Consider the following 3224-nt stretch of genomic DNA (forward strand, 5'->3'; position numbering starts at 1 on the left):
GTTTTATAGCTAATACTATCTCTCAGAATATACAACGTGGCGGTAAGTAATGGATACAAGTCTTATACCGTCTGATAAAGTACTAGCGTTTGAACAGATGCTATTACAAGAACAACAAGTACACTTCCCTGCGGAGCATTTAATACATGGCGGTATGTACGCTAGAACTGTATTAATACCCGCTGGTGTAGCAGCTACAGGCGCTGAGTTGAATGTTGATACAATCAGTATTCTATTCGGTGATATAACTGTTAGTACCGATGATGGTGTACAACGATTAACAGGTTGGCATGTGCTACCTGCTTCTTCAGGTACTAAGCGAGTTGGTGTAGTTCATGCAGATACGTATTGGACGACTGTAATGGTAAACCCAGCGAGTACTGTACCAGAGGCAGAGGAGTTCATGACCGATGACCATCAAAGGCTGCTCACTAACCGTGTGCTACCTGATAACACATTGTACTTACAGGAGGCACAATGACTGCTTTTATATCTGCCGCAATAGTAATATCGGCTGCGGCTACCGTGTACACACAACATAAATCAGCTAAGGCTCAGAAAGAGGCATCTAAACGTGCTGACGCTGAGAGCAAACGAGTACAGGGTGAGGCTGATGCTGCACGTGTAGCTAACAAGCTTAACCGTGAAGCGAGTACCGAGGATGTAGCTAAGGTTCAGTCTGCTGGTAACTCTGATTCAGTAATCAGTACTGGTCGCCGTAAGCGAGCTACAACTGCTACAGTATCATCTGGACTTGGCTTATGATGACTACTGCCGAATCTGATTTCAACCGATACCAAGATGACGCACTAATTCACCGCTGTTCTGACTATGCACGTTGGACATTACCATCTGTGTTCCCTGAGTTCTTACACGTAGGGACGGGTAATCAAATCGTGCAGTATGACTATCAGAGTATGGGTGCTATGCTCGTTAATCGGTTGAGTACTAAACTCGCTCAGGTTCTGTTCCCCACGAACACCAGCTTCTTCAAGTTCAAGGTTATGAACGATGAGGAACTCTCGGATGAGCAGAAGATTGATTTATCCAATCTGGAACTCAAGGCATGTGAAGCGTTGTTCGACAATGCAGCGTATGCTCAGTTAGTTCAAGCTATCCGATTGCTGGTAGTCACAGGAAACTGTCTGGTAATTCGCCGTGATGGTGTAACCCGTGTTCTGAATCTGCATAACTATGCCTTGCGCCGTAATTCTAGTGGTAAGGTCTTACGGATTATCACAAAGGAGAGCTTGCAGTATCGTGAGCTCTCTCAGAACATCAAAGACCTGCTGAACATTAATCCTAACTTCCGCGATGATTCTGAGGTTCCGTTGTACACCGTAATCAATCGTGTATCCCACGAGACTGCTAACGGTATCATCGACACTTGGGAAGTCCATCAGGAGATTCAGGGCTTAAGAGTTCCTGATTCGGAAGAGGAGTACCCTGAGATGTTCTGCCCGTACATTCCTGTAGTGTGGAACCTCTCATCAGGTGACAACTACGGGCGGGGGCAGGTAGAGGATTATGCTGGTGACTTCATCAAGCTCAGCGAACTCAGCGCTGCTTTAGCTTCATATGAGCTTGAGAGCACGAACATCAAGTACCTTTATGCTCCGAACAGTATGGTCGATGTAGAATCATTTGTTAATGCTACCAGCGGGGAAATCATTCAAGGTGACCCTAGTGCTATCCAAGCATTCGAGGCTGGACAGTACAACAAGATTCAGGCACTCATAGCCGACATCAATAGTATCTTCCAGCGACTGACTACTGCGTTCCTGTACACCTCTAACCAGCGTGATGCTGAACGTGTTACAGCGTATGAGATTCAGTTAGCGGCTATGGAAGCTGAGCAAGTCCTCGGCGGTGTGTACAGTCAGTTGTCTCAGGGATTACATTTGCCTATGGCGTTTGTACTGAGTGCTGAGCTTGACCCATCGTTTGTGATTGCTTATATCTCTGGTACGATTGACTTACGTGTTGTGACTGGTATGCAAGCCTTAGGCCGCGCTGCTGAGACACAGCAATGGTTGTTAATGGGTCAAGAGCTTGGTACGCTTGTACATGTACTTACCCAAGTCTCCCCGCGTTTCAATACGGAGAAGATTATCGACCGCTTTATGCTTGCACACGGATTGAATACCGTGGATGTAATGCTGACCGAGAAAGAGCTCGAAGCTAAACTCAAGCAGCAACAAGAACAACAAGCACAGATGCAAGTTCAACAACGACAGATTACTGGTACGGATAGTACCGTGGATGCTGCCGAACAATTAGGAAATATCTAATGCCCGACATTGACCCGAATGTAGCTGATGGCCTGCTGGATGTACCAAAACCTGTAGTGCCAGCAGATACTGAACCGAAAGAACCTCAGGCTCCGCAGGAACCCCAAGAACCTAAAGCCCCTGCTGAGCCTGAACCGAAAGAACCACAAGAACCCAAAGCTCCTGCAAATGAAGTCTTAGACTTTGATATTGCAGATAGCACTAAGGAACTGATTGATAATCTGGCTGGTGCTACTGGTGTAGATGCAACTAAGGCTATTGAGTTAGCTAAAGATGCTCTGGCTAGTGGTAACGTGCAAGACATCAACCGTGATATGTACGCCGCTGTATTTGGCGACAAAGCTTCCGCTGCATTGGCTATTGCTACTGCTGTGGTTAAAGACACCGCTGCTGTAATCAATTCCGCTAAGGAGTATGTGTACAGTAAAGTAGGTGGTGAAGCTGAATGGCAAACTCTGGCTGGAACCTTTAAGGCAACAGCAAGTGCCGATGAAGTACAAGCTGTTCAGACCCTATTAAACAGTAAGCACTTCGATACTGCTATCCGAATCATGCAGACACAAGTTGCTGGTTCAGGTGCAGTTATTAAGAAAGGTAACATGTTGGAAGGTCAACAACAGGCAGCCCAACAGGGTTTGTCAAGCGCCGAGTTCGGCACGAAGCTTCAAGAGCTTCAACAAAAGTACCGTGGTCGCTCTCTGGAAACAGGGGCTGCTGCGGAAGAATACCAAGCGTTGCTTTCTCAGCGACAACTGGGCATCAAACTTAACAAGTAATTAGGAGATAACCTATGGCTGATACTGCACACGCAGGTAAGAGCACGCGCATCCACTGGGGTGGCGCACAAAGTGACACCGACATCCATTTGGAAGTGTACAAGAACCAAGTTGATACTGCATTCCAGTACAACGCATTGTTCACCCATCTGAGTAC

4 protein-coding genes are annotated in these 3224 nt (G+C 46.7%); all 4 read left to right on the forward strand.

Going from position 1 to position 3224, the window contains the following annotated elements:
* Positions 1 to 49: 49 nt before the first annotated feature.
* Genes ABWK52_RS27450 through ABWK52_RS27465 form a run of 4 tightly spaced genes read left to right on the forward strand, consistent with a single transcriptional unit; the run spans position 50 to position 3067 of the window.
* A complete protein-coding gene (locus tag ABWK52_RS27450; protein WP_353772286.1) occupies positions 50 to 481 on the forward strand; it encodes a hypothetical protein in 432 nt (143 codons plus the stop codon).
* Positions 478 to 765 (forward strand): hypothetical protein, encoded by a 288-nt coding sequence (locus ABWK52_RS27455; protein ID WP_353772287.1) that lies wholly within the window; start codon positions 478 to 480, stop codon positions 763 to 765. Before ABWK52_RS27450 ends, ABWK52_RS27455 begins: the two co-directional genes overlap by 4 nt.
* A complete protein-coding gene (locus ABWK52_RS27460) occupies positions 765 to 2291 on the forward strand; it encodes a portal protein (protein ID WP_353772288.1) in 1527 nt (508 codons plus the stop codon). The genes ABWK52_RS27455 and ABWK52_RS27460 overlap by 1 nt, the downstream gene beginning before the upstream one ends.
* Positions 2291 to 3067 (forward strand): hypothetical protein, encoded by a 777-nt coding sequence (locus ABWK52_RS27465; protein ID WP_353772289.1) that lies wholly within the window; start codon positions 2291 to 2293, stop codon positions 3065 to 3067. The genes ABWK52_RS27460 and ABWK52_RS27465 overlap by 1 nt, the downstream gene beginning before the upstream one ends.
* Positions 3068 to 3224: the final 157 nt, after the last annotated feature.

Source organism: Bacillus sp. AP50, from assembly GCF_040492675.1.
GTDB classification, from domain to species: Bacteria; Bacillota; Bacilli; order Bacillales; family Bacillaceae_G; genus Bacillus_A; species Bacillus_A cereus.

What these genes read in the sequence shown, in the direction of transcription:
- ABWK52_RS27460 (WP_353772288.1), top strand. Translation starts at nt 765, where the DNA reads ATGACTACTGCCGAATCTGATTTCAACCGATACCAAGATGACGCACTA.
- ABWK52_RS27455 (WP_353772287.1), top strand. Translation starts at nt 478, where the DNA reads ATGACTGCTTTTATATCTGCCGCAATAGTAATATCGGCTGCGGCTACC.
- ABWK52_RS27465 (WP_353772289.1), top strand. Translation starts at nt 2,291, where the DNA reads ATGCCCGACATTGACCCGAATGTAGCTGATGGCCTGCTGGATGTACCA.
- ABWK52_RS27450 (WP_353772286.1), top strand. Translation starts at nt 50, where the DNA reads ATGGATACAAGTCTTATACCGTCTGATAAAGTACTAGCGTTTGAACAG.